Raw genomic sequence first — 26,279 nt, forward strand, 5'->3', positions numbered from 1 at the left:
ACATATGTTTCTAAAGCTTTTAAGGCTGGAGATCAGGAGCTTCTTCAGGGGAACCTCTTTAGGAGTTAATCTTGCCATGAAAATTTTCCGTTTTATAGGGATTCTATACTTTATGGGATGCCTGGTAGGAGGCGCATTTCTCGCTTTTTTCTATGTACAGGAAGAAATGCATCAGGATCCTTTAAAGATCGTTTCAAAATTCCTGATTGTCGCCTGGATTATCGATTTAGTCATTAAATATCTCTGGCAGGAGATTCCTACGCAGAATATAAAGCCGTTTCTTACGATGAATATCAGAAAGAATACTCTGGTCAATTATATGCTGGGCAAGACTTTCCTTTCCGCTTTCAGCTGGCTGATTTCTCTCTTCTTTATTACCTTTTCTATAATTGCTTTATTCAACGGATATAGTATTCCCGGAGTGCTGGCATGGTTTGTAGGAGTGTCTTCCCTGCTCTATCTTAATAATTTCATCAATATCTTTTTTAACGGAAAAGAGACCGTAGCTCTCATTGTTGCAATTGTTTTTGCTCTTATCGGAGGATTAGGTTATTATCATATTATTCCGGTGCTTTCCTATTCGGAATCTGTTTTCTATAGTTTTTATGAGCGTCCTTACTTTTCTTTACTCGCTCTTGCGTTGTTTGTAGCGCTTTGGGTGTTGTGTTTCAGGTATGTACGCCGGTCATTTTACCTGGACGAGGGCCTTGAAGCAAAGAAAACAGAGGGAAAAACAGAAAATATTGCCTTTTTAAACAAATATGGGGCTATAGGAACATTTATTAATAATGATATTAAGATGTTAAGACGAAACAAGGTTACCAAAGGAATTCTCATGGGGAGTTTTATGTTTCTTTTCTACGGGCTTCTGATGTTTACTTCTCCACTATACAAAACTCCGGCAATGATGATGTTTATGGGGTTATTTGTAACAGGAGGATTTCAGTTCCTGTTTGGGCAGAGGGTGCCCGCCTTTGACAGTTCGTACTACCCATTGATGATGACCCTGAATGTCCCTTATAAGGAATATCTAAAAGCAAAATGGTGGCTGATGAATATTGTGACAGGGGCTTCCATTATTATTGCATTAATTTACGTTTACTTCGGATGGGAGTTATATATCACCTTTTTGGCGGCAGGATTGTATAATATTGGCGTCAATTCTCAGTTTACCCTTTGGTCGGGAGCCTTCAATAAAACCCAGATCGATCTTAATTCAAAAGAAAAAAGAATAGGGCAGAAGGGAAGCTTTAATTTAGTCGCCCTGCTTCTGCTGATTCCTAAAATGTTGCTTCCTATGGCGGCTTTTGCTGTTACCAAATATTTCTTTGGAATCACTGCCGGTGTCGTGTGTATTGCCATTCTGGGGTTAGCCGGGTTTATTATCAGGGAAAAGATTTTCGACATTATTGTAAAACATTATAAAAAAGAAAAATACAGTACGCTGGATGCGTTCAAAAATAAAAGTTAAGCCATGATCAGTATACATAATTTAACCAAAACCTACGGACCGGCGACGGTTCTTAATATTGAACACCTTAATATACCGGGCGGGGAAACATTTGGCCTTGTAGGAAATAACGGAGCGGGAAAGACGACTCTGTTCAGCCTGATGCTGGATCTGATCCAGGCAACAACAGGTTCAGTAAGTATTGACGGAATTAAAGTGAATGAATCCGAAGAATGGAAAAACAAGGTTTCCGCTTTTGTAGATGATACTTTCTTAATCGGATACCTGACTCCCGAAGAATATTTTTATTTTATCGGAGAATTGAGGGGGCAAAATAAAGCCTCTGTGGATGAATTCCTGAAACCTTTCCATGATTTCTTCAACGGGGAGATTTTGGCATCCGGAAAATATATCCGTGACCTGTCGAAAGGAAACCAGAAAAAAGTAGGTATTGTAGGGGCAATTATCGGGAACCCCGAAATTATTATCCTTGATGAACCTTTTGCCAATCTGGACCCATCTACACAGATCAAGCTTAAGAATTTAATCAAGGAATTAGCCAAGCAGGAGGGCGTTACTTTTCTTATTTCCAGCCATGATTTGTCCCATACTACAGAAGTCTGCAACAGGATTGTAGTGGTAAATAAAGGATTGATGGTAAAAGATATTCAGACAAATCCGGAAACCCTGAAAGAACTGGAGCATTATTTTGCTGAGCAGGTTTCCTCCGGACCGGAACCCTCATAAGTACCGAACTTTCAGAATGAATGTGATTAAATAATTTATGATCAGTAAAAAACTCCGGAATATTCCCGGAGTTTTTCTATAAGTCTATGAATAAAATTAGGTGTATTATTTCAAGCTGCCCACCATATCCTCAGGTTTTACCCACTGATCAAATTGTTCAGCAGTTAAAAAGCCAAGATTGATGGCTTCCTCTTTTAATGTGGTCCCGTTTTTATGAGCCGTTTTAGCAATTTTTGCTGCATTTTCATATCCGATATGAGTGTTTAAAGCAGTTACCAGCATTAAAGACTTATCCACCAGTTCTTTAATCCTCTCGTGATTCGGTTCAATTCCTACCGCACAATGGTCATTGAATGAAATGCAGGCATCGGCAATCAGCTGGGCAGACTGCAGGAAATTATAAGCCATTACAGGTTTGAATACGTTCAACTCATAATTTCCTTGTGTTCCCGCAAAAGAAATAGTCGTGTCATTTCCCAGAACCTGGGCGCAGACCATCGTCATTGCTTCGTTTTGAGTAGGGTTCACTTTACCTGGCATAATGGATGATCCCGGCTCATTTTCAGGAATGTAGATTTCCCCGATTCCTGAACGTGGACCTGAAGCCAGTAATCTGATATCCTGTGCAATTTTATATAAAGAAACGGCAAGCTGTTTTAAGGCTCCGTGGGTTTCTACAATAGCATCATGGGCAGCAAGCGCTTCAAATTTATTTTCTGCTGTTACAAAAGGGTGACTGGTAAACTTAGCAATGTATTCAGCTACTTTTACATCATATCCGTTTGGGGTATTCAGACCGGTTCCTACGGCAGTTCCTCCCAATGCCAGTTCAGAAAGATGAGGTAAAGTATTTCTTAAAGCCCTCAGACCGAATTCCAATTGTGCCACATAGCCTGAAAATTCCTGGCCAAGCGTAAGAGGAGTAGCATCCATAAGGTGGGTTCTTCCGATTTTTACAACATCTTTGAATGCCTTAGATTTTTCAGCTAAGGTATTTTTTAATTTTTCTACTGCCGGAATTGTTACTTCCACCACTTTTTTTATAAGCAGCAATATGCATGGCTGTAGGATAGGTGTCATTGGAAGACTGGGATTTATTGACATCATCGTTCGGATGGATTTCTGATTTTTCGCCTAAAAGTCCCGCCATTATTGATGTGAGCCTTATTTGAAATGACTTCATTGACATTCATGTTGGATTGAGTTCCGGAACCTGTCTGCCAGATAACCAGAGGAAACTGATCATTAAGCTTTCCTTCCAGAATTTCATCGCAAACTTTGGCAATCATATCCCTTTTCTCAGCAGGAAGCACACCCAAGTCCGTATTGGTATAAGCCGCCGCTTTTTTCAGATAGGCAAAAGCTTCAATAATCTCGTGAGGCATGGAACCTTCAGGACCGATTTTAAAATTATTTCTGGAACGCTCCGTCTGTGCACCCCAAAGTTTGTCTGCAGGGACCTGCACTTCTCCCATGGTGTCTTTTTCTATTCTGTAATTCATTGTGATGGAATTTTATAATCTGTTTTATTATTTACGGCACTTAGAGGTTAAAATCATTCTGCAATTGCTCATGGATAAGAGACCGAAGATTTCAAAAACCTGTATCCTTATCAGCAGTTAGTATCTGGATCTTAAAAAAACCTTAAGCGGTAAATACTTTATAGCCTGATTTATTTAGCTCGAATAAAGGTACTTATAAACTCAGAATTCTGCAATTTATAATCATTATAAATATCGATTTTAATGACTGATTTTACTCATATTTTTTTTAATGGAAGCCGTATTTTTGTGCAAACAAAAAAATTGAATGGAATTTAGATATCAGGATCCGTATCCAATTCAGAAAGATGATACGGTGTATAAAAAGCTTACATCAGATTATGTAAAAGTTGAAAAACTGGGAGACAGAGAAATCTTAACGGTTGATCCAAAAGGGTTGGAGCTATTGGCTGAAGAAGCGATGGCTGACGTCTCTTTCATGCTACGCTCTTCACACTTAGAGAGTCTCAGAAGAATTATTGATGATCCTGAAGCTACTGATAATGACAGATTCGTTGCCTATAACCTGTTGCAAAATGCAGCTGTAGCGGCTGAAGGAGCACTTCCTTCCTGCCAGGATACAGGAACTGCCATTGTTATGGGTAAAAAAGGAGAAGATGTTTACACGGGAGTTGATGATGGAGAATACCTTAGTAAAGGAATCTACAATACATACCAAAAAAGAAATCTGAGATATTCCCAGGTTGTTCCTTTAACCATGTTCGATGAGAAGAACTCAGGATCAAATCTTCCGGCACAGATTGATATCTATGCTAAAAAAGGTGATTATTATGAATTTTTATTCTTAACGAAAGGAGGAGGTTCTGCCAATAAAACATTCTTATATCAAAAGACAAAATCTTTATTGAACGAAAAATCCCTGGAAGAATTTATCAGGGAAAAAATTTCGGATCTGGGAACAGCAGCGTGCCCGCCATACCATCTTGCACTGGTTATCGGAGGTACTTCAGCAGAGGCCAATCTTGCAGCAGTAAAGAAAGCTTCGGCAAAATATTATGATAATCTTCCAACGGAAGGAAATGAGGCAGGACAAGCGTTCAGAGACCTTGAATGGGAAGCAAGAGTTCAGAAAATCTGCCAGGAAAGTGCAATCGGAGCACAGTTTGGGGGTAAATACCTGACTCACGATGTAAGGGTCATCAGACTTCCGAGACATGCCGCTTCCTGCCCGGTAGGAATGGGCGTTTCCTGTTCTGCAGATAGAAATATCAAAGGAAAGATTACCAAAGAGGGTATTTTCCTTGAGCAACTGGAGCAGGACCCAAAAAGATTCCTGCCTGCTACTCCGCCACACCTGGAAGAGGCGGTTGAGATTAATCTCAATAAACCAATGCCTGAGATTCTGGCAGAACTTTCAAAATATCCGATCAAAACAAGGCTAAAGCTGAACGGAACCCTGATTGTTGCCAGAGATATTGCCCACGCAAAAATCAAAGAAATTATTGATAGTGGTAAACCCATGCCTGAATATTTCAAAAATCACCCGATTTATTATGCAGGGCCGGCAAAAACTCCGGAAGGAATGGCTTCAGGAAGCTTCGGGCCTACTACGGCAGGAAGAATGGATGTGTATGTGGATGAATTCCAGAGCCATGGCGGAAGTATGATCATGCTGGCAAAAGGAAACAGAAGCAAAGAAGTTACGGAGGCGTGCAATAAATACGGAGGTTTCTATCTCGGATCCATCGGGGGCCCGGCTGCCATTCTTGCTAAAGACAATATTGTATCTGTAGATGTTGTAGATTTTCCGGAATTAGGTATGGAAGCCGTAAGGAAAATTGAAGTCAGAGACTTCCCTGCATTCATTATTACAGATGATAAAGGAAATGATTTCTTTGCTGATCTTGCTCACTAATAGCCTTAAACCTATATAGAATTAAAATAAATTAAAAAATAGGTCCTGTATCTTTTGTGTAAAAAAGAAAAAAGTTCTATTTTTGCCTAAAATCTTTAAGAGAATGATAACGATTTTATCAGCATTTTGGCCGTTCTACCAGTTCCTATGGACTATATTCTTCATTACGATGTTCTTAGTAGGATTCTGGTGTATTTTCATGTTCTTCGGATTAGTAATCCCAATGTGGTTAACAGAAGGTTTGAAAGAGTACTTCGGAAAAGTGAAGCCTTTCGATCCTGAAGATATCAGAAGAAAGAACATCTATGAGCAGGAAGGGGTAGAGGTTATTTATAACCAGCCTAAAGGGAACGGGCCTTTTATCCACGATCACGGACATCATCATTAATTGATTGTCATTGCTTTTTCACCTGAATTCTGAAAAAGTAATATCAAAGCAAAACAACATATATAAACCGCTTAATCCGTTAAGCGGTTTTTTTATTTCCCAGTGTCAGCTATTCCGGAAAGACTCGGGATTTCTTTTGGGTCAGTCTCAAAAATTTGGACATAATACATTGGGTCTGAATATAAAAAATTCTGTCCATTATTGATTAGCATCAAAATTATTGAGTTCGTTTTTCACGCAAAGTTTTAAAAAAAATAATGTCTATTTCAATTAGGCAAAAAAGGCAGCATAGCTGCTGATGAAGCGAAGACTTTGCATGCGCTTCATCAGAATCGATTAAAGATCAATTCATTTCTTAGCTTACCTAAAATAAAGGGTAATCAAAAAGAAACCCCTTGCGTGAATTTTAAAAATTAAATAGATCTAAATATTATATACCCCAACTTTTGTACTTGATCCTTTCTTTTACATGTATAAACAACTTCATCGGCAATTTCAGAGTCCATTCAATACAAATAAGAAAATTTAATATTATATTCGGTAAAAATAATACTATGAAAAAGTTTTATTCCGTTGTTTCCCTGCTTATTACAGTCTTTGTTTTTGGGCAGATCAATTATACCATTACTCCCAATCCTTTCAATGAAACGGATGCCATTACACTGACTATTCCCGGAGATCAGATTGATGAAGCTGCCTGGGGAGTTTCCAATAATGCCATTTATATATGGTCATGGTCATTTGACACCAATTATCAGAATAGCCAGGATTGCCCTACCAATGGGAGCTGGAACAACTCCAGCGATTTGAATAAACTCAGCTATGATGCTGTTGCAGACACTTATTCTCTAAGCTTCACCCCAACTTCTTTTTTCGGCAGAACAGGAATCGGAAAATTCGGATTCTTATTAAAAGATAAAAGTGGATCCCATCAGACATCACCCGATATTTTTGTTAATGTGGGAGTATTAAGTTTAAATCTGACAAACCCTGCAGCCAATAGCCTGACATCTGTTCCGGCTGGAAGCATTATCAATATTACAGCCACAACGAATGTGGATGCTACCTTCCAGCTAAAAGCCAATGGAACAGTGGTACATTCTACTACAGCTGCCTCATCGTCATATTCTTATCAATATACTGTTACACAGGATGCTAATATGGAGCTTAAGGCTATACAAGGTTCTGATACTAAAACAGCTTCTTTTATATTACAGCTTCCCAGAAATGTAATCTCAGAATCTATTCCCGGTTGGATCAGGCAGGGGATTAATTACCATCCAACAGATCAGACAAAGGTAGGGTTGGCTTTATATGCTCCATACAAAAACTTTGTACATGTAATAGGAAGTTTTAATAACTGGGCTGTAGACGATGCTTATTTAATGAAGAAAGATACCACAAACCCCGATCTTTATTGGATTGAGCTTAGTGGGCTCACTCCCCAGCAATTATATTCATTTCAATACAGAACAAATGATTTAAGAAAAGTAGCAGATCCTTACTCACCACAGATTTTATCCTCTTATGATGATCCTTCGATCTCTGCCGCAACATATCCGAATTTGCCTGCATTTCCGGCAGGACAGGATTTTGAAGTTTCTACGTTTGCAACCGGGCAATCTCCCTATAACTGGCAGGTGACTAATTTTCAAAGGCCTGCCAAAGAAAATTTAGTAATCTATGAATTGCTGTTGAGAGACTTTACCCAGGAAAAAAACTGGCAATCTCTGATTAATAAAATTTCTTATTTAAAAAGTCTAAATATTAATGCGATAGAACTGCTTCCCATTATGGAGTTTGACGGAAACCTTTCCTGGGGATATAATACATCGTTCCATTATGCCTTGGATAAGGCTTATGGAACCCCCGAGAAATTTAAAGAATTCGTGGACTTGTGTCATCAAAACGGAATTGCAGTAATCCTGGATATCGCGCTGAATCATGCAACAGGCCGTTCACCTTTGGTTAGGCTTTGGAATGTAGATCCGGATGGAGACGGTTATGGAGATGTAGCCCAGAATAATCCTTATTTTAACCAGGTTCCGAAGCATTCATATAATGTATTTAACGATTTCAATCATTCAAGCCCTTCCACTCAGTATTATGTGGAAAGATGCCTTCAGCAGTGGCTGACAGAGTATCATATTGACGGTTTCCGTTGGGATTTGACGAAAGGATTCACCCAAAACTGTTCTGAGAATGATGAAGCCTGTACCAATGCCTATCAACAGGACAGAGTGGATATTATGAAACATTATGCAGATAAACAATGGGCTATTGATCCTAATTCTTACATGATATTTGAACATCTGGGAACGGATGCCGAAGAACAGCAATGGGCCAATTACAGAGTGGCGGAAGGCAAGGGCGTTCTCCTTTGGAATAAACAGACGGAGCCTTACAATCAAAATACGATGGGCTATAAGGAAAACAGCAACTATGACAGGATGAATCATGCATTGCATGGATTTACCAATATGCATGCTGTAGGCTATGGAGAAAGCCATGATGAAGAAAGGCTGATGTTTAAAAACCTTACCTATGGAGCTGTCAATGGAAGCTATAATGTTAAAAACCTGAATACGGCTCTTGAGAGAATGAAAACTTTTGGAGCTGCATTTTTTACCATTCCGGGCCCGAAAATGATCTGGCAGTTCGGAGAGCTGGGGTATGAGTTTAGTATTAACAGATGTACCAATGGTACCATCAGTACTGGATGCAGAACCGATGAAAAACCTGTTGCTTTTGCTTTAGGGTATGATACAGATATGAACAGAAAGGCGGTATATGACACCTGGGCAAAAATCATTAATCTCAGAAATACCAACGGGATCTTTACAACAAAAACATACAGTATAGAATCAAATAACCTGGCGAATGATCCTGATGGCCTCATTACAAGAATATACCTTTATGACAATACCATCAATGGAATGAAAAATGTAGTGGTTCTGGCTAACTTTACAACTTCCGGGCAAAATGTAGTTCCATATTTTCCGTATACAGGTCAATGGCAGAACCTTATGGATAATTCGGTTTTGAATATTGCCTCAACCACCGCTCCGATAGCATTACTTCCGGGTGAATTCAGGATCTTCGGAAATTATGCAGGAGCTCTGTCAACCGATGATATAAACGCATCCCACAAATTATCTCTTCAAATAGCAGATAATCCGGTAAAAAAGTGGTGTTGCAAAACTCATTTACAGCAAAGCCAGAAATGGTGAAATAACCATTTCTGATATGAACGGAAAGAGAATCGGATCTTTTAAATTATTGAATGAAAGCGGAACCCATGAATTGAAAGTCCATTATCCGGCCGGGACCTATTTTATTCATCTGAAGTCGGATACAGGGATAGCCATTCAGAAAATGATCATAAGATAAACAGAAATCAGCATTATATAAAAATAAAAGGTAAATGAGCACACCTGCACATTTACCTTTTGCATATTAGAAAAAATAGTCTACTTTTGCAGTAGATTTATCAAGAAAGGTGGAGGGATTTGGCCCAATGAAACCTTAGCAACCGACATGATTCCAGAAGTGTAAAGGTGCTAATTCCAACCCGAGGGGAAGATAAGTGAAGTCAATATTCTGATGTGAATTCCATTTCTTGATGTCTTGTATATCTGCGGGGTCGAACCGCAGGAATATTTTTTAATTGCAAGAACAAATGAAAAAAATTAAGTATAGCAGTGTTACTGTTGGGAACTATTATCGTTACAGCCCAGGAACAGGAAAAAGGAAAACAAATCGAGGATATTATTATTGTCGGAAACAGGAATGCCAAAAGAACAAAATTGGAAACACCCGTTCCGGTAGATGTCATCAATATTGAAAAAATACAGAAGGCCTCTCCCCAGGTTACTGTTCAGGATCTTCTGAATTATGTAATTCCATCATTCAATTCTGTAAGGCAGTCGGCATCGGACGGGACGGAACATATTGATCCTGTTACCTTAAGGGGAATGGGGCCTGACCAGGTGCTGGTACTGGTTAATGGAAAAAGAAGGCATACGACTTCTTTAGTGAATTACCAGAATACCGTAGGGAACGGTTCCGTAGGAACAGATCTGAGCACGGTTCCGGTGATCGCCATAGACAGGATAGAAGTCTTAAGAGACGGTGCCGCAGCACAATATGGTTCAGATGCTATTGCGGGGGTTATCAATATTATTCTTAAAAAGAATCAAGGCGCTACAGCGAGCATTACTTATGGGCTCAGCGGTAGAAATGATGGGGATACCTATCAGGCAGGAGCAAATTATGGCGCCTCTTTAGGAAAAAAAGACGGCTATATCAATCTGTCATTACAGGTAAGCCACAGAGGGAAAACAACAAGAACTCAAAATCATGATCTGGATATTTTCGGAGATAATTTTGCATACCCGTTTGCAGATGATCCGGATGCAGCCAGAGCAGCAGATGATGAGGAAATAAGAAAAAGAGGGTTAACCCGCGATGATTTCAATTTTCAGATCGGAGATGCCCAGATCAGGCAGGGACAGCTTTTTTTTAATTCAGAATATCCTTTTAATGAAAACTTTAAACTTTATTCCTTCGGAGGGTTCAGTATCAAAGAAGGAAAAGGTTTTGGTTTCAGAAGACTTCCCAGTGAAACATTCAATGTGGTTTCTTCAATCTATCCAAACGGCTTCCAGGCAACCCTCGGATCCCATGTGTATGATGTTTCTTATGCAGTAGGTGCAAAATATACAATCAATAATTGGTTGATTGATCTTAGCAATACCTTTGGCAGCAATACCTTTAATTATAACGTAAGCAATACCAATAATGCTTCACTGGGAGCAAAATCCCCAACCCGTTTTTATGCAGGAGCACATAGTTTTCTGCAAAATACGGTTAACCTGGATGTTTCTAAAAGTCTGAACAGGTTTAATATTGCATTTGGTGGTGAATTCAGGTTTGAACAATACCAGATCAAAGAAGGGGACGAAGCATCTTACACCCAGTACGATATCAATGGAAATATTGCAACTCAGGGATCAACTGTAATAGGAGCAGGTGGCTCCCAGTCTTTTATAGGATTCTCACCTCAGAATGCCTTGAAAAAAGACAGACATTCCACGGCTGTATATGCTGATGTATCATATGATCTGGATAAAAAGCTTAATATTGATGTGGCAGCACGATTTGAAAATTATTCCGACTTTGGCAATACCCTGAACGGAAAATTGGCTGTACGATATGAATTTGTTCCGGATTATGCAGTAAGAGCGGCCGTAGGAACCGGCTTCAGGGCGCCTTCTCTTCAGCAGCAGTATTTTAACAACTCTTATGCAGATATCTCGACTTCCGGGGCAGGAATTGTGACGAAAGGAATTTTCAGGAATGACAGTGATGCAGCCAGGATTTTAGGATTTGATAAACTAAAACAGGAAACATCAGTCAATGCCAGTGCAGGATTTACCCTGAAACCATTAAACAGACTGTTCATTACAATAGACGGATATTGGATTAAAGTCAAAGACAGAATTGTGATTACCAGTAATATTACAGATCCCAGACTGGCAGATTATGGCGTAGAAAGTGGAAGGTTTTTCACAAATGCGGTTGATACGGAAACCCAAGGGGTAGACGTGGTTATCTCCTATGATTGGAAGTTAGCAGGTGGAAACTTAAACATTAATCTGGCAGGAAACTATACGGAGACAAAAATTACAGATTTCCATTTTCCGGAAAACTTGGGAACTCCCCAAAATGAATTCTTTGGTCCGGACCAGATCAATATTATAGAATCTTTGTCACCCAAAACCAAAGCATCCTTAGGGTTGAACTATGGAATAGGAAAATTCAATTTTCTCGTAAGAAATACCTATTTTGGCAAAGTCATAAGAGACGGCTATCCGTTTGGAGGTGTTCAGGAATTTTCACCCAAAATCGTGACAGATCTTAGTGTGGGATATGATATTACAAAAAACATCAACTTTACCATTGGAGCTAATAATGTATTTGATGTCTTTTCAGATCGCCAGATATATGAAAACTCATATTATGGAGTGTTCAAATATGCGCCGGTTCAGATGGGGACTCTGGGAAGCTATTTCTTTGGAAGACTAAATTTTAATTTTTAATTATCAGATGAGCACAGCTTCACATCAGATCGGCTGGAAAACAGCCGCCGCCATTGTAGTTTCCAATATGATCGGAACCGGGATTTTTACCACGCTGGGGTTTCAGCTATCCGATATCACCAATACCTACAGCATATTCCTGTTATGGATAATAGGTGGGATTCTGGCTTTGTTCGGAGCCTTTTGCTATGCAGAATTGGGATCCCATTTTAAAGGGAATGGCGGCGACTTTATTTACCTTAAAGAAACATATCATCCTTTATTTGGTTATCTTATAAGCTGGATTTCTTTGATTATCGGATTCTCTTCCCCTGTTGCGTTAGCCGCATTGGCCATGTCTAAATATCTCTCTGTATTTGATTATACTTTTGGAAACGGTTTTGCAATGATGGCCATTTTTCTGGTTGCCACTACTTTATCATTCAGCTTAAAAAACGTCGAGCCGTTTTCATAACTTTTTCACTTTTATTAAAATAGCCTTTATTATCATACTGGTTATAGTAGGAGTTGGTCTTTCAGGATCTCCGCAAATAGGGAACAGCCTGAATTTCAGTAATAGCTGGCAGAAGGAGATTATGCTTCCTGCTTTTGCCACCTCTCTGGTTTTTGTGACTTACTCCTATACCGGCTGGAACTCGGCCTCCTATATTGCCGGAGAAATAAAGGAGGTTCAAAAAAACCTTCCCAAATCACTGATTATAGGAACTGTTTTTGTAACGTTGAGTTATTTGCTGGTTAATTACATTATGCTGAAACATGCTCCGGTAACCCAGCTGGCAGGAAAAGAGGATGTCATGGGAGAAGCTGCCATTAATATGCTGGGGATCAGTTTTGGGAAAATAGTAAATATTTTTATTGCATTACAGCTGATAGCCACCATCAGCGGTTATTTATGGGTGGGATCGAGACTGACTCAGGCCTTTGCCAGAGATACACACATATGGAAACCGCTTTCTAAGGGAAATAAAAAAGGAATTCCGGTGAGGGCAATCTTTGCCCACGCTGTAATTGCTGCCATTATTATTCTGACAGGAAGCTTTAAAGAAATCTTTGTGTATACCGCTTTTATTCTTCAATTATTTGCAAGCCTGGCAATTTCCACGGTATATTTCCTTAAAAAGGAAGACCGTACAATATTCAAATCCAATGTTTTTTATATTTTTCCGACTGTTTTTTTGCTGTTCAGTGTTTATATCCTTTATTTCACCTTTATCCATAACCCCAAAGAGAGTATGATAGGATTAGGAATAATAGCGGTGGGGATTATTCTGTATGTCATTGACAGAAGACTCTCAGGAAGCAAGAAAGACGAAGGGAATGCCCCTGAAGAAAATTAAGTAAAGGGTAAATCTGCTTTTTGCCGTTTCCTCTAGTGTTCAAAAATTTATGCTCATTTGGGATTTTAATTTTGAATTAATAATCCGTATCTTTGCACCCACAAAATTTCTACAATGTCGAAATCATTAATTCCAAAATTAGAAGCTATAAAACAAAGATATAATGAGGTTGCAGACCTTATTATACAGCCTGATGTCATTTCAGATCAAAAAAGATATTCTTCTTTGAACAAAGAATATAGTGACTTAGGGAAAATTGTTAGGGTGTACGATCAGTACAAAGGAGCTTTGGATTCTATTGCAGAATCTGATGAAATTATTGCTGATGGTTCAGATAGAGACTTGGTAGATCTTGCTAAAGAAGAAAAATTAGAAGCACAATCCAGAATTCCGGGATTGGAAGAAGAACTTAAAGTATTGTTGATTCCTAAAGATCCTGCAGATGATAAAAACGTTATCGTGGAATTACGTGCGGGAACAGGAGGTGATGAAGCTGCAATTTTTGTAGAAGATATCTACAGGATGTATACCATGTACTTTAAAGCAAAAGGATGGAGACATGAAGTGACAGATTCCAACGAAGCTGCAAAAGGTTACAAGGAACTGATCATGAAGGTAGAAGGAGAAGGGGTGTACGGAATCATGAAATTTGAATCAGGTGTACACCGTGTACAGCGTGTGCCGGAAACTGAATCCCAGGGAAGGGTACATACCTCTGCCATTACGGTTGCGGTTTTACCTGAAGCTGAAGAAGTAGACGTAGAAATCAATCCTGCTGATATTGAAATGCAGACTTCCCGTTCAGGAGGTGCCGGTGGTCAGAACGTAAACAAGGTTGAAACTAAAGTTCAGCTGACACACAAGCCTTCAGGGCTGGTAGTAGTTTGTCAGCAGGCCCGTTCCCAGCTGGCTAACCGCGAATTGGCAATGGAAATGCTTCGTGCCAAATTATATGATATCAAATTGCAGGAAGTACAGGGAGATATTGCTGCTCAAAGAAAAACAATGGTTTCTACGGGAGACCGTTCTGCAAAAATCAAAACGTACAATTATCCGCAGGGAAGGGTAACAGATCATAGAATCAACAAATCCATGTATAATCTGGATGCATACATGAACGGAGACATTTCTGAAATGATAGATGCGGTAATTATGGCGGAAAATGCAGAGAAAATGAAGGGCGAAGAAGAAAACTACTAAAAGTTTTAAAATACAATATAGCCTCTGAATTTTCGGAGGCTTTTCTTTTTAGATTACTTAATTAAAATCTTAAATATTAAACTATGAAAAACTACAAAATTATTTTGTTTCTGTTGTTGGCTATGGCAGGACAACATCTTTCGGCTCAGACAGAGGTAAAAAAACCTGCGGAAGCATTTGAAATGTTCTTTGGCACCTTTGTGAACAACGATGAAACAGCGCTGGGTAAACTTAATGACTACCTGAGACCTACAGTAGAAGGGCAGAATGCTTATCAGGTTAATTTTAAAGAAACTTCAGAAGAAATGCTGAAAACCAGTGTGGATAACTTCCTGGCGGCTTTTCCTAAAGCAACAGCTTCAGCGTGTAAAAAGGAAGCAGAAGATTATTTCAGAGAAATGCTCAATAATTTCAAACAGGGAAAACTGACGATTAAGAATGTAAAAGTAGTTCCGAACGAATATGTTGAAAATGAGAAAATTGCTGAGGTCACTTATTCCGTAAGCTTTAAAGTTCCTTCAAAATTAACTTCCGGGCCTACAGGAGATACCAAAAAAGTAAAGCCTGAGGTGCTTAAGCAGTATCTGACCCAGGCTGCCCAGGAGTTTAAAAATGCAGATAAAACAGTAACTACCGATCAGCAGTTTAGTTTATATGAACTGAAAGAAGGCGGGAAAATATACTATTGGAACGGAAGTCCTGATGAGATTGTTTCCAACCTTACCGATTTTTACTTCGACAGTTTCGGATCAAAAGAATAATACAATAACTAAAGCTTCGGATTTCCGGGGCTTTTTTTTATGTCACATACTTTATGTATTTTTGAGAAAACCGTTTACTATGAATTTTAAACCGATGTTATTAACGGCTGGAGTTCTTTTTTCAGCATCTTTTTATTCTCAGAAAATGAATTATCCTAAAGCATTAAAAGGAAATCAGACAGATACTTATTTCGGAACCACAGTATCCGACCCGTACAGGGATTTGGAAAACGATTCCGAAGCTACAAAAAAATGGGTAGATGAAGAAGTGGCCTACAGCCAGAATTATCTTTCGAAAATTCCCTTCAGGGACAAAATTAAAAACCAATTGAAAGAAATATGGAATTACGAAAAAATTTCTGCCCCTTTCAAAGAAGGAGATTACACTTACTATTATAAAAATGATGGTCTTCAGGCACAGTCTGTTTTGTATAGAACCCACAACAAAACAAAGGTTACAGAAGTTTTTTTAGATCCTAATAAATTTTCAGAAAAAGGAACGACTTCCCTTTCCAACCTCTCCTTCAACAAAAAAGGTAATCTTGCCGCCTATTCCATCTCTGAAGGAGGAAGCGACTGGAACAAAATTATCATTATTGATGCCGTTACCAGAAAACAAATTGACGATACTTTATTGGATGTAAAATTCAGTGGAATTTCATGGCAGGGAGACGAAGGGTTTTATTACTCAAGCTATGATAAACCGAAAGAAGGAACCGTGCTTTCCGGAATGACGGATAAACATAAGGTATATTTCCATAAACTGGGAACAAAACAGTCTGAGGACAAACTTATTTTCGGAGGCGAGAAAACGCCGAGGAGATATCTGAGTGCAGAGGTCTCCGAAGATCAGAGATACCTGATCATTTCCGCAGCGAATGCTACCAATGGAAATGAATTGTATATAAAAGATTTAAAAAAAGGTGGAGATTTCGTTCAGATTACCAAAGGATTTGATATCAATGCAGGAATTGTAGATACACAGGGAGATGAGCTTTTCATCTTCACGGATAAAGATGCACCGAATATGCGTCTTGTAAAAACAACGATAAGTAATCCGGCCCCTGAAACCTGGAAAGATGTGATTCCGCAGACAGAAAATGTATTGGGAATCTCTTCCGGAGGAGGATATTTCTTTGCCACTTATATGATTGATGCAATTGATCAGGTAAAACAGTTCGATAAAACAGGAAAACTGGTCAGAGAAATAACACTTCCCGGGAAAGGTAATATTTCCGGTTTCGGAGGAAAAGAAAAAGAAAAGGATGTTTACTATTCTTTCAGTAATTATATTACACCGGGAACAACCTATAAATTCAATGTAGATTCCGGTAAATCTGAAGTATACCAGAAGCCAAAAGTGAAATTTAATCCTGATGATTATATTTCGGAGCAGGTATTTTATACCTCAAAAGACGGTACGAAAGTGCCTATGATGATTAATTATAAAAAAGGAACTAAACTGGATGGTAAGAACCCGACTATTTTATATTCATATGGAGGTTTTAATATCAGCTTACAGCCTTCTTTCTCTGTAGTCAATGCTATCTGGATGGAAAATGGAGGAATCTATGCAGTTCCGAATATCCGTGGTGGAGGTGAATATGGTAAAAAATGGCATGATGCCGGAACCAAACAGCAGAAGAAAAATGTTTTTGAGGACTTCATTGCTGCCGGAGAATATCTACAGAATAAAGGATATACATCAAAAGAATATATGGCACTCTCAGGAAGATCAAATGGAGGACTATTGGTAGGGGCAACCATGACAATGCGTCCGGATCTTGCCAGAGTGGCCTTCCCTGGAGTAGGAGTTCTGGATATGCTGAGATACAATAAATTTACAGCCGGGGCGGGCTGGTCATATGATTACGGAACAGCTGAAGACAGTAAAGAAATGTTCGAATACCTTAAATCTTACTCTCCGGTACATAATGTAAAAGCCGGAACATGTTATCCATCCACAATGATTATCACCAGTGATCACGATGACAGAGTAGTTCCTGCCCATTCGTTCAAGTTTGGAGCAGAACTTCAGGAAAAACAGGCTTGCAAAAACCCTGTTTTGCTGAGAATTGAAAAGAACGCAGGACATGGTGCCGGAAGATCAACAGATCAGGTGATCAGTGAAAATGCAGATCTTATATCATTTGCTTTGTATGAAATGGGAATAAAACTTTAATATTTAAACCAGGATACTATCCTATATAATGAGTGTCTTGCCAGGTTTATAAAAACGAGGCATAGAATATATAATCATAAAGACCGGAAGATTGTCCGGTCTTTTCTTGTCTAATAGCCAGAACTACAGTATATTAACAGGAGTTTCATGTTTCGTTCAAAAAAAATTAACTTTACGGAGACAAAAATTATTGGAATGCGAAAAACAATTTCTGTGAAAAAACCGGATTTTAGTGTATTACCTCAGGAAAGGGAAATCTATACTTTTGAAAAAGACGGATTGGAACTTAAATCCTCCTATGAGAAAAAAGATGTTAAAGATCAGTCATTAACACAAACTTCTCCGGGGATTGAGCCTTATCTGAGAGGACCGTATTCCACAATGTATGTTCAAAAACCCTGGACAATCCGTCAATATGCAGGTTTTTCTACCGCTGAAGAATCCAATGCGTTCTACAGGAGAAACCTTGCAGCAGGGCAAAAAGGGCTTTCCGTAGCCTTTGACCTTGCCACTCACAGAGGATATGACTCTGATCATGCAAGGGTGGTAGGAGATGTAGGAAAAGCCGGAGTTGCCATAGATTCCGTTGAAGATATGAAAATTCTTTTCAACGAAATCCCGCTGGACCAGATTTCTGTTTCCATGACCATGAATGGAGCCGTACTCCCGATTTTGTCTTTTTATATCGTAGCCGCAGAAGAACAGGGGGTAAAACAGGAATTGCTTTCAGGTACCATTCAGAATGATATTCTGAAAGAGTTTATGGTAAGAAATACTTATATCTATCCGCCTGCACCTTCTATGAAAATCATTGCGGATATTTTTGAATATACTTCTCAGAATATCCCGAAATTCAACTCAATTTCCATTTCAGGATACCATATGCAGGAAGCAGGGGCCACTCCGGTACTGGAAATGGCATATACCCTTGCAGATGGCCTGGAATATGTGAGGACAGGGATTAAAGCCGGAATGAATGTGGATGATTTTGCACCCAGATTGTCTTTCTTCTGGGCCATCGGCATGAACCACTTCATGGAAATTGCAAAAATGCGTGCCGCAAGATATATCTGGGCCAATCTTTTAAAGCAGTTTAACCCTCAGAATGCAAAATCATTAGCATTAAGAACCCATTCGCAAACTTCAGGCTGGTCCCTTACAGAACAGGAGCCTTTCAATAATATTACCAGAACTGCTATCGAGGCATTATCTTCGGCATTAGGAGGAACACAATCTTTACATACCAATGCGCTGGATGAAGCAATTGCGCTTCCTACAGATTATTCAGCCAAAATTGCCAGAAACACCCAGATTATTCTTCAGCAGGAAAGCGGAATCTGTGATGTAGTAGATCCGATGGGTGGAAGTAATCTGGTAGAAAGTCTTACCCAGCAGATGATTGAAGAGGCGATGAGGTATATTGATGAGGTAGAGCAGGAAGGAGGTATGACCAAAGCCATAGAAGCCGGAATTCCTAAAATGAGGATTGAAGAGGCTGCAGCGAAAAAACAGGCTAAAATTGATAGCGGAGAAGAATTCATCATTGGAGTCAATTCATTCAAAACATCATTACAACAGGATGCCATAGAAATTCTGGATATCGACAATACAGAAGTTCGCAGAAAGCAGATTGAAAGACTTAATAAAATCAAAGCTGAAAGGAATACAGAAGCGGTTGAGCAGATCCTTGGTGAGATCCGTGAAAGTGCTAAAACAGGAAAAGGAAATCTTCTTGCATTATGCATCGAAGCAGCAAGAAGAAGAGTAACCCTTGGCGAAATGAGTGATGCCATGGAAGAAACTTTTGGAAGATATAAGGCCAATATTAAAACAATTTCTGGTGTATACGCTATGAATGCCGGTAAAAACGAATATTTTGAAAAAGCCCTTCACCTTACTCAGAAATTTGAAGAAGAAGAAGGCCGCCGCCCAAGGCTGATGGTGGCGAAAATGGGGCAGGATGGTCATGACAGAGGCGCTAAAGTGGTTGCTACTGCCTTTGCAGATATGGGATTCGATGTTGATGTGGCTCCCTTATTTCAGACTCCTGAAGAAGTGGCTAAACAGGCCGTTGAAAACGATATTCACATCTTGGGAGTATCCTCCCTGGCAGCAGGACATAAAACATTGGTTCCACAAGTAGTGGAAGAGCTTAAAAAGCTGGGTGCAGACGACGTTGCTATTGTGGTGGGAGGTGTAATTCCGCAACAGGATTATGAGTTCCTGTATGCCAACGGGGCGGACTTTATCTTTGGCCCAGGAACCAATCTACCTAAATGTGCCGTAGAAATTTTAGAAAAAATGTTAGCCCAGTCATCCGGACTTTAAAATTTAAAAATACAAATAAAGGCTGTTCCCAAAAGAAACAGCCTTTATTTTATATGTCAGACAGGTGCTTTATTTTACCGTCATCCATGATCTGATAATTCGTATAGGTGGTTTTTTGAGTCTTTCCATCGGAAGTATGGTCCGTTTTTACCGTGATCTTACCGTTTTTACTGATCTCATAGCTGCTGACTTCTTCCAGTTGGTCATCTTTTCCGGGATCAAACCACACGCCTTCCACATAAGCCTCTCCGGCTATTTTGTTTTCATGTACCGTAAGGAGATAGTACCGGTATTCAAAATCTCCGCAATCCATCGGTACAAGAATTAGTTCAATATTTTTATAACGGGTTAAAGGGAAATACCGGAATATAGGATTGCCGCAGCTGTATTCCTGGGAACCCTTTATCAAAAAATCTGTTTTCTGGAATTTTACTTCTGCTTGTGGCAGGCTTTTAAGAGGTAAACTATAATTTCCGGGCTTCAGAAGAGATTCCATTTTAGAGGGCTCGCTTTTACGTTTTCTCCATTCCTCTATAGAAATATATTCTCCGGAAACAGGTTCCTGGATTTTTAAGGTATTACACTGATCACTTGACGCATGGAAGACATGATAGGTTTCAAAACGATCCGGGCCGTTATAGCCCGCAGAAATAGAATAGTTCCAAATATTGTGAGCCTTTGAGCTGTCTACCACAAAGCCAATGCTTCCCTTTCCTTTCGTCAATGAATCAAGGACTCTGGCCTGACTCTTCATTTCTTGTAAATTAAGAATCTTTTTCATAAAATAAGGTGAAAAACAGCCCTTTTCCGTTACCTTTATTTTTTCTTCTTCTTTTGCCGGAGTTTCTTTCTTACATCCAACAAAAATCAGTGGAAGTAAGCCCAATAAAATTTTATGTATACTCTTCATAGTACAAAAATAAGATTTAAAAAGAATTGGAGATTGAAAAAAATAATTCTATATTTGCATCTGTAAATCAAGTTTAACCATTAAAAAAACAACGAAGCAATGTTCAGAACAAAGCAGAATTCTACAGTTGGATTACCCCTTATGGTGGTAAGGCTTCGTGGTTTGGTACACTCATAGAATAACAGTACAATGAAATATCAACACCCGAAGTCGTAGAGATTTCGGGTTTTTTATTGCGCAATATTTAAACTAAGTTTCCCGAATCTTTAGTGTCATAAAGGATCAGATCATAGAATTTTACAATTCAAAAAATTCATGGAGGTCATCATTGTTAACTTATTCAACTAGTTTTTTAGTTGAATGAGAGTGCGTCCGGAATTTTGGATCTGTATGATATCCTGTATCTGAAAATGAAAAATGATCATTCTGTCTTTTCGTATGAGAAGTCAGAAGCAGAAAAGAACGATTAAAAAGATATAATAAACAAGAAAATATCAACGGAATAATGAATTTTGATTATAAAATAAATATTCCGTGGATTTTCAAGCAATATTTCTTGAAGCAATAAGAATATTGCCGTACAGGTATACATGCATTTATGCGTTACCTGCACCATATCTGCGAGAGATTGCAGAAAGCTTTCAGGACGTAGAAGTCCAAATAATGTAAAAAAGGAAACAATGGGAAATTTAAAACTAAAAGGAAAAGATATATTAAAACTCGGATATCCAAATAACCAAAGCGTCAATGTCGCCTTGGAAGTGATGAAGAGAAATTTTGCCACCAAAAATATCCAGTATGTGAAATCGCTTTTGAAAGAAATTTTGCTGAACCCGGAAAACTTTGAAAAAGATCTGACTTTTGGCCAGATTGCAGAAACACTGCTTTCATCGAAGAAAACAGAAAAAAGAATGCTAAATGCACAGCGTGCTTCTTTTCAGGTCTTTGGAAATACTATCTCAGAAGAGGCAAAAAACCAGCTGTACACAGCACTGAAACTTCCAATATCAGTTCAGGGAGCTTTAATGCCAGACGCCCACAGTGGCTATGGTCTTCCGATAGGAGGTGTTCTCGCTGTAGAAAATGCAGTGATTCCGTACGGAGTAGGAATGGATATTGGCTGTAGAATGAGCCTGAGTATTCTGGATACGCCTGTTTCATATCTGGACGGAGCGAGAGATAAATATGAAAAAGCCCTTGCTGAACACACCAAATTCGGGATGTATGAAACCCATAAATCTCATGTAGATCATGAAATTTTTTGATAGGGATACATTTGATCTGATCCCGATTTTAAGAAGACTAAAAGGAAAAGCTGTTAAACAGATGGGAACATCAGGCGGCGGAAACCATTTTGTAGAATTCGGGGAAGTGGAAATCACGGAAGTCGATGAACAGATAGGGCTGCCTGCAGGAAAGTACCTGGGTATTTTGTCGCATAGTGGCTCAAGAGGATTAGGGGCAGAAATTGCCCAGTATTATTCCAGGGTAGCGGCAGATCAGTGTCCCCTTCCCAAAGAAGCTCAGCAGTTTGCCTGGCTGGATTTAAGTTCCCATATGGGGCTAGAATACTGGACGGCAATGACGCTCGCAGGAGATTATGCATCAGCGTGCCATAATGATATTCACAGGAGATTAATAAAAGCTGTAGGAGGAAGAGTGAAAGCAAGAATTGAAAACCATCACAATTTTGCATGGAAAGAAGTTCACAACGGAAAAGAAGTGATTGTTCACAGAAAAGGAGCAACTCCGGCTGATGAAAACGAACTGGGAATGATCCCGGGGTCTATGACCGCTAAAGGATTTATCGTCCGTGGAAAAGGAAACCCGAATTCTCTTAAATCTGCTTCACATGGTGCCGGAAGGTCCCATTCAAGAGGAGAATGCAGAAGCCTTTTCACCCAGAATGATATCAAAAAAGAATTAAAGCTGAAAAATGTTACACTGATAGGCGGAAATGCTGAGGAAGCACCAATGGCTTATAAAGATATTTACGAAGTCATGAATGCCCAAAGTGAATTGGTGGATATATTGGGAACATTTCAGCCAAGAATTGTGAGAATGGACAGGTAGTCAGTCTCAATTAAAGAAAACAAAACAATGGGAGCACCTCATAATACAAAGAGATATGGAGAAGTCTGGCCGGAATTCAGAATCCGGTCCGGGCTTGAAATTTTAGAACAATTAAAAGAGAAAGTTATTATATCAGGAGGCTGGGCATGGCATTGTATGTCAGAGCCCGGACATACCGAATATAAACATGCTCATGATCATAAAGATATTGATGTTTTTGTAAAGAAAGAAAATGTAGCTGAAACGGTTATGATCCTTCAGCAGCAAGGATTCCGGAAAGTCTGGACCCGCTATGACCACCTTCCGGGTGACGAAAACTTCAGGAGGTATGAGAAAACAGTGGAACTGGAAGAAGGAAAATTTCACAGGATTACTATTGATTTCTTTGAAAGAAATGATCTCGAGACTATTGAAGCCAATGGGTTTACTGTGGTAAGGCCGGATATTCTGCTTTCATTTTACAGAAATATTCATTCCAGCGACAAATGTTGGGCAGTAATGGCTGCAAAAGAATTATTACAAAAGGGTATAGATCCGGTAGGAAATCCCTTATTGAGCAAAATACCCCAATAGTAATGGAAAAATTAATACAGATCACTTCCGGAAGAGGCCCCCTGGAATGTCAGTGGGTGGTCGCCAAGGTTTTGAAAACCTTTTTAGAAGAAGTAAAACAAAATAAAATAGAATATGAAATCATTCACCGTGAAAACGGTGATGAAAACCTGGCATTGAAATCCATAACCTTGCTTTTAAAAGGAAAAGATACAGCTGAATTTCTTAAAAGCTGGGTAGGAAGTATTTGCTGGACAGGGAAAAGTATGTTCAGAAAGCTGCATAAGAGAAGTAACTGGTTTATAGGAATTTTTGAGCTGAAAATAGAAGATGCTGTTCGGTTTGATGAAAAAGATATCCGGTTTCAGACAACAAGAAGTCAGGGAAGTGGAGGACAGAATGTGAACAAAGTAAATACGGCAGTCCGTGCCACACACCTTCCTACAGGCCTGTCTGTATTTGTGCAGGATACACGCTCACAATTAGAGAATAAGAAACTGTCGGTGATAAGGTTAAAAGAAAAGGTTATGGGACTTCATATTCAGCAATTGGAAAAGAAAATGCAGGAAACATGGAATAATCATCTGCAGGTACAGCGTGGAAACCCGGTACGTACATTTTCCGGAACAGATTTTAAAAATAATTATCAGGATAAGTCCTATAAAAAGCAAAGGAATATCCTTAAACATGAATTAAAAAATGATAGCAATGACCTTAACTAAAAATAAATACTATTTTGAAGCGTTGGAACACTTTCCTTATAATATGTCCGATTGCCTGGATGCCCTGAATTATGCCCTTTCCTATGAACCAGAGGATGCAGATAGCTTGTGTCTGATGGGTAGGATACATTCAGAGGTCCTGAAAGATTATGAAACAGCAAAAAAAATACTTCGAAGAAGCAATGCAAAGCAATATAGGAAACGTGAATACTCCTAAATATTACATTGAATGCCTTTTAAGTAATGAAGATTACGAGGAAGCCGAAAGACTTATCAATTATGCTTTGAAGATGAAAGGTATCGACAAAGCAGAAATTCTTTTGGGGAAATCTCTTTTGTTTGAACGGAAAGGAGATTATGATACTGCATTGGAACAGATCAGGGAAGCCAGAAAATTCAGCTATTGCAGAAACATGATGGATATCCTGGAGGACAGAGAAAAACTTATTCACGACAAAATGCCTGAAAGCAAAAAAGAAGAAGTAGCTGAATAACTGTATAGAACTGATGGTTATCCATAGATTGTATATTGTACATAAAGAGAGACCAGGGAAAGGTCTCTCTTTTCAGCTTAAATAAAATAATAAGCTTCCTATATTGAATTTGTGTTTTTTCTTACTTTATCATACTTGTGGACATGATGTAACAGATGGTTCAGGCTGCTTTTTGGCATAGTATACACCGGTCAGGATAATAATAATTCCCAGGATTTCTTTAATTGTCAATATTTCAGAGAAAAGAAAGTAGGCATAGATGGCAGCAAATACAGGCTGGCTGAGAATGATAACTGAAGAAAGAAGAATGCTTATTTTCCCTAAACAGTAGCTTAATAACCCCTGTCCCAATATTTGAGAACATAATGCAAGTCCTAATAAAATCCCTATTTCCCTCGAAGTCTGTGGAATCATAATCCCTTCTATTACTCCCGCCGTAAGAAACAATACCGGAATAGATCCCAATCCGCTGATAAACATAATAGTAGCAGCATCTGCCTTTGCTCTTACCTTATACACACTTAGCAGGAATAATCCGTAAAAAACAGATGCTAAAAAAGCTAAAAGATCCCCTTTATAGCTGCCATTTCCGGAAATATTAAACTTTCCCCACATCAGGACCATAATCCCTATGACAGAAACGGATAAACCTATCAGGAAATTTTTTCCCGGTTTTTCTTTAAATAAGAAATAAGATAACGGAACGGTAGTAAAAGGAACCAGATTGACGAAGAGATTGGCATTGGCTACGGATGTATAATGGAAAGAAGTATTCCAGAGAATAAGATCTATCGCCAGGAAAATTCCGCTGAACAAAATGATAACCCATGATTTTTTATCAATAGCCCGTATCTTCTTATAAACAAATGGAAACAGAAAAACCAATGAAAATAAAATCCTGTATAAAGCTGTATTGATGGGAGGTAAACTGCTCAGTTTTACAAAAATTCCGCCGGTAGCCAGGCTCATGACCGCTAAAAAGGCCAAAATTATATTGATATTAGATTTCATCAGATTGTTTTTTTATATTGCAAATCTCCGTATTTGCAGAAAACCCATTACTTTTGTAACTAAAGATTTAAATAAAAAAACTTTCATTTCTAAATAATTATGCAGCTAGATCAATTACATTATGCCATTTTAAATGAACTGCAGAAAAATTCCCGATTATCTAACACAGATATTGGAAGAAAAATTGGTCTCACTGCTCCTGCCGTGGCAGAAAGAATCCGGAAGATGGAAGAAGCCAGGGTTATAAAATCATTTACTGTTAATCTGGATTATGAACAGCTAGGGTTTAACGAAAATGTAATCATAGGAATTGATATTCCGTATTGCGATATCCCTCCCTTTTTAAAGGAGATTGAAAACATAAACGGCATTCTTAAAGTGATGAAATCCACAGGAGATTTTTGCCTCATTGTGCATTTGGTAGCCAAAAAGGTTTCCGAGCTGGAAGAAATCATTACCCGCTTCAGCAAACATGGGAATACTTCTACCTTTAGAATTCTGGCCTTTCCTTTAGAAAGGGACTGTGTTGAACTGGGCAAAAATAATCCTAAGTCATAACAATAAAACTATCTTCCTATATGAACACCCCATAAGCTGCAATCGGCA

Annotated in this window: 19 protein-coding genes, 2 pseudogenes and 1 riboswitch; of the genes and pseudogenes, 18 read left to right on the forward strand and 3 right to left on the reverse strand. The window is 38.9% G+C overall.

Features of this window, described 5'->3' with window-relative positions; translation table 11 throughout:
* The first annotated feature begins 4 nt into the window (after positions 1-4).
* Complete coding sequence (locus HX13_RS15825) at positions 5-1,471, forward strand: DUF5687 family protein (protein WP_050021866.1); 1,467 nt, start codon at positions 5-7, stop codon at positions 1,469-1,471.
* Between the two features lie 3 nt (positions 1,472-1,474).
* Positions 1,475-2,197, forward strand: a complete 723-nt coding sequence (locus tag HX13_RS15830; protein WP_050021867.1) for an ABC transporter ATP-binding protein — start codon at positions 1,475-1,477, stop codon at positions 2,195-2,197.
* Between the two features lie 105 nt (positions 2,198-2,302).
* Here HX13_RS15830 and fumC read toward each other — a convergent pair.
* Positions 2,303-3,699 (reverse strand): annotated as a pseudogene (fumC, locus tag HX13_RS15835) (class II fumarate hydratase).
* A 307-nt stretch (positions 3,700-4,006) separates the two neighbouring features.
* On the opposite strand from fumC, the gene HX13_RS15840 reads away from it, so the two are divergent.
* The 11 genes from HX13_RS15840 to scpA all read left to right on the forward strand — a co-directional run bounded on the left by HX13_RS15840 (position 4,007) and on the right by scpA (position 19,911).
* Entirely contained in the window at positions 4,007-5,614 is a 1,608-nt protein-coding gene (locus HX13_RS15840; protein ID WP_050021868.1) for a fumarate hydratase, read from the forward strand.
* Between the two features lie 103 nt (positions 5,615-5,717).
* Positions 5,718-6,002, forward strand: coding sequence for a hypothetical protein (locus HX13_RS15845; RefSeq protein ID WP_174441949.1), 285 nt, complete (start codon positions 5,718-5,720; stop codon positions 6,000-6,002).
* A gap of 554 nt (positions 6,003-6,556) precedes the next feature.
* On the forward strand, positions 6,557-9,232 hold the full coding sequence (locus HX13_RS15850; protein WP_238555405.1) for an alpha-amylase family glycosyl hydrolase: 2,676 nt from the start codon (positions 6,557-6,559) through the stop codon (positions 9,230-9,232).
* Between the two features lie 16 nt (positions 9,233-9,248).
* Positions 9,249-9,392, forward strand: coding sequence for a T9SS type A sorting domain-containing protein (locus HX13_RS24580; protein ID WP_238555406.1), 144 nt, complete (start codon positions 9,249-9,251; stop codon positions 9,390-9,392).
* A 94-nt stretch (positions 9,393-9,486) separates the two neighbouring features.
* A riboswitch (SAM riboswitch) is annotated at positions 9,487-9,591 on the forward strand.
* Between the two features lie 112 nt (positions 9,592-9,703).
* Positions 9,704-12,103 (forward strand): TonB-dependent receptor plug domain-containing protein, encoded by a 2,400-nt coding sequence (locus HX13_RS15855; protein ID WP_238555407.1) that lies wholly within the window; start codon positions 9,704-9,706, stop codon positions 12,101-12,103.
* A gap of 7 nt (positions 12,104-12,110) precedes the next feature.
* Positions 12,111-12,557 carry an amino acid permease gene (locus tag HX13_RS25660; RefSeq protein ID WP_262483561.1) on the forward strand — a complete coding sequence of 149 codons (447 nt, stop codon included), beginning with the start codon at positions 12,111-12,113 and terminating at the stop codon, positions 12,555-12,557.
* A 37-nt stretch (positions 12,558-12,594) separates the two neighbouring features.
* Positions 12,595-13,440, forward strand: a complete 846-nt coding sequence (locus tag HX13_RS15860; protein WP_316931329.1) for an APC family permease — start codon at positions 12,595-12,597, stop codon at positions 13,438-13,440.
* A 114-nt stretch (positions 13,441-13,554) separates the two neighbouring features.
* Complete coding sequence (gene prfA, locus HX13_RS15865) at positions 13,555-14,640, forward strand: peptide chain release factor 1 (RefSeq protein WP_050021870.1); 1,086 nt, start codon at positions 13,555-13,557, stop codon at positions 14,638-14,640.
* Positions 14,641-14,723: 83 nt separating this feature from the next.
* Positions 14,724-15,401: a hypothetical protein gene (locus HX13_RS15870; RefSeq protein WP_050021871.1), complete on the forward strand. Its 678-nt coding sequence runs from the start codon at positions 14,724-14,726 to the stop codon at positions 15,399-15,401.
* A 79-nt stretch (positions 15,402-15,480) separates the two neighbouring features.
* Positions 15,481-17,583 (forward strand): prolyl oligopeptidase family serine peptidase, encoded by a 2,103-nt coding sequence (locus tag HX13_RS15875; protein WP_050021872.1) that lies wholly within the window; start codon positions 15,481-15,483, stop codon positions 17,581-17,583.
* A gap of 195 nt (positions 17,584-17,778) precedes the next feature.
* Positions 17,779-19,911, forward strand: coding sequence for a methylmalonyl-CoA mutase (gene scpA / locus HX13_RS15880; protein WP_050021873.1), 2,133 nt, complete (start codon positions 17,779-17,781; stop codon positions 19,909-19,911).
* Positions 19,912-19,960: 49 nt separating this feature from the next.
* Here scpA and HX13_RS15885 read toward each other — a convergent pair whose 3' ends face one another.
* Positions 19,961-20,821: a hypothetical protein gene (locus tag HX13_RS15885; RefSeq protein WP_050021874.1), complete on the reverse strand. Its 861-nt coding sequence runs from the start codon at positions 20,819-20,821 to the stop codon at positions 19,961-19,963.
* Positions 20,822-21,501: 680 nt separating this feature from the next.
* Here HX13_RS15885 and HX13_RS15890 point away from each other — a divergent pair.
* From HX13_RS15890 to HX13_RS15905, 4 genes and pseudogenes are all read left to right on the forward strand, one after another.
* Positions 21,502-22,894, forward strand: a pseudogene (locus tag HX13_RS15890) (RtcB family protein).
* A gap of 27 nt (positions 22,895-22,921) precedes the next feature.
* Positions 22,922-23,467 (forward strand): hypothetical protein, encoded by a 546-nt coding sequence (locus HX13_RS15895; protein ID WP_050021875.1) that lies wholly within the window; start codon positions 22,922-22,924, stop codon positions 23,465-23,467.
* Positions 23,468-23,469: 2 nt separating this feature from the next.
* A complete protein-coding gene (gene prfH / locus HX13_RS15900) occupies positions 23,470-24,168 on the forward strand; it encodes a peptide chain release factor H (RefSeq protein WP_050021876.1) in 699 nt (232 codons plus the stop codon).
* Between the two features lie 149 nt (positions 24,169-24,317).
* A complete protein-coding gene (locus tag HX13_RS15905) occupies positions 24,318-24,662 on the forward strand; it encodes a tetratricopeptide repeat protein (protein ID WP_238555408.1) in 345 nt (114 codons plus the stop codon).
* Positions 24,663-24,791: 129 nt separating this feature from the next.
* On the opposite strand, the gene HX13_RS15910 is transcribed toward HX13_RS15905, so the two are convergent.
* Entirely contained in the window at positions 24,792-25,673 is an 882-nt protein-coding gene (locus HX13_RS15910) for a DMT family transporter (protein WP_050021877.1), read from the reverse strand.
* Between the two features lie 99 nt (positions 25,674-25,772).
* Between HX13_RS15910 and HX13_RS15915 the strand changes: the two genes are divergently transcribed.
* The gene (locus HX13_RS15915; RefSeq protein WP_050021878.1) at positions 25,773-26,231 is read left to right on the forward strand and encodes an Lrp/AsnC family transcriptional regulator; all 459 of its coding nucleotides are present in this window, start codon (positions 25,773-25,775) and stop codon (positions 26,229-26,231) included.
* Positions 26,232-26,279 lie beyond the last annotated feature (48 nt).

Origin of the sequence: Chryseobacterium sp. P1-3 (assembly GCF_000738495.1) — a bacterium.
GTDB classification, from domain to species: domain Bacteria; phylum Bacteroidota; class Bacteroidia; order Flavobacteriales; family Weeksellaceae; genus Chryseobacterium; species Chryseobacterium gallinarum.

Bases quoted from the DNA above. Each gene is read 5' to 3' on its own strand.
- HX13_RS15870 (WP_050021871.1), top strand. From the start codon at position 14,724: ATGAAAAACTACAAAATTATTTTGTTTCTGTTGTTGGCTATGGCAGGA.
- HX13_RS15830 (WP_050021867.1), top strand. From the start codon at position 1,475: ATGATCAGTATACATAATTTAACCAAAACCTACGGACCGGCGACGGTT.
- scpA (WP_050021873.1), top strand. From the start codon at position 17,779: ATGCGAAAAACAATTTCTGTGAAAAAACCGGATTTTAGTGTATTACCT.
- HX13_RS15895 (WP_050021875.1), top strand. From the start codon at position 22,922: ATGGGAGCACCTCATAATACAAAGAGATATGGAGAAGTCTGGCCGGAA.
- HX13_RS15825 (WP_050021866.1), top strand. From the start codon at position 5: ATGTTTCTAAAGCTTTTAAGGCTGGAGATCAGGAGCTTCTTCAGGGGA.
- HX13_RS15840 (WP_050021868.1), top strand. From the start codon at position 4,007: ATGGAATTTAGATATCAGGATCCGTATCCAATTCAGAAAGATGATACG.
- HX13_RS15850 (WP_238555405.1), top strand. From the start codon at position 6,557: ATGAAAAAGTTTTATTCCGTTGTTTCCCTGCTTATTACAGTCTTTGTT.
- prfH (WP_050021876.1), top strand. From the start codon at position 23,470: ATGGAAAAATTAATACAGATCACTTCCGGAAGAGGCCCCCTGGAATGT.
- HX13_RS24580 (WP_238555406.1), top strand. From the start codon at position 9,249: ATGAACGGAAAGAGAATCGGATCTTTTAAATTATTGAATGAAAGCGGA.
- HX13_RS15905 (WP_238555408.1), top strand. From the start codon at position 24,318: ATGAAACAGCAAAAAAAATACTTCGAAGAAGCAATGCAAAGCAATATA.
- prfA (WP_050021870.1), top strand. From the start codon at position 13,555: ATGTCGAAATCATTAATTCCAAAATTAGAAGCTATAAAACAAAGATAT.
- HX13_RS15885 (WP_050021874.1), bottom strand. From the start codon at position 20,821: ATGAAGAGTATACATAAAATTTTATTGGGCTTACTTCCACTGATTTTT.
- HX13_RS15845 (WP_174441949.1), top strand. From the start codon at position 5,718: ATGATAACGATTTTATCAGCATTTTGGCCGTTCTACCAGTTCCTATGG.
- HX13_RS15910 (WP_050021877.1), bottom strand. From the start codon at position 25,673: ATGAAATCTAATATCAATATAATTTTGGCCTTTTTAGCGGTCATGAGC.
- HX13_RS15915 (WP_050021878.1), top strand. From the start codon at position 25,773: ATGCAGCTAGATCAATTACATTATGCCATTTTAAATGAACTGCAGAAA.
- HX13_RS15875 (WP_050021872.1), top strand. From the start codon at position 15,481: ATGAATTTTAAACCGATGTTATTAACGGCTGGAGTTCTTTTTTCAGCA.
- HX13_RS25660 (WP_262483561.1), top strand. From the start codon at position 12,111: ATGAGCACAGCTTCACATCAGATCGGCTGGAAAACAGCCGCCGCCATT.